The organism is Pseudochrobactrum lubricantis (assembly GCF_041929865.1).
Classification (GTDB): domain Bacteria; phylum Pseudomonadota; class Alphaproteobacteria; order Rhizobiales; family Rhizobiaceae; genus Pseudochrobactrum; species Pseudochrobactrum saccharolyticum.
The window spans coordinates 1-685 of record NZ_JBHEEE010000053.1; the positions used below are offsets into that span (position 1 = coordinate 1).

1 protein-coding gene is annotated in these 685 nt (G+C 52.1%); it reads left to right on the plus strand.

Translation table 11 applies throughout. The features are described from left to right. Positions 1–363 precede the first annotated feature (363 nt). Positions 364–685, plus strand: a 322-nt coding sequence (locus JNC80_RS20000; RefSeq protein ID WP_376711424.1) for a GGDEF domain-containing protein, incomplete at its 3' end; no start/stop codon positions are given.

Sequence of the window (685 nt, forward strand, 5' to 3'; positions counted from 1 at the left end):
GTAAGCAAGACGCGATGAAAGCTTTTCAGGATCTGCGAATAGATCTGCGCGTCGCTGCCGCTGATCTGGCAGCCGGTACGAAAGGAGCGATAAGGCAAGATTATCGTTCTTTGTGTGATTCGCTGCCCTTGTGCGGTTAACTTTTGGCTAACTATGATTTCCGCACTTGATAAACAGTTAGCTCACATATGAGCTGATGTGTATCGGACATATCAGATGCTAATTTCGTGTATAGACTACAGAAGTAAGCTACCTATTCGCTGGAAGAGTCAGGCAACTCCTCTTCCGAGCGTCAGCGGCGAAACGATTGCAACCTTCGTGACGTTGACTGACATTTCCCCGTTCAAAAGGCGCATCGCCGATTTGTCGGGCAAATATGAGAAGCTGCAAAGCTTCAACACCAAATTGCAGGAACTGGCGGAAACGGACGCGCTGACCGGCCTTGCCAATCGGCGGGGCATGGAGCGCTTCGTCTGCACCGAAATGCGCCGTTGCCGTCGAGAAGAAAGGCCGCTTTCGGTCGCCCTGATCGACATAGATTATTTCAAACATTTCAATGACCGCTTTGGTCATCTTGCCGGTGATTGCGCGCTGCATCAGGTCGGCGGGGTCATACAACAATCGATCCGCAGGCCGGGCGATTGTGGTGCGCGCTTCGGCGGGGAGGAATTCATTGTGATCTTGC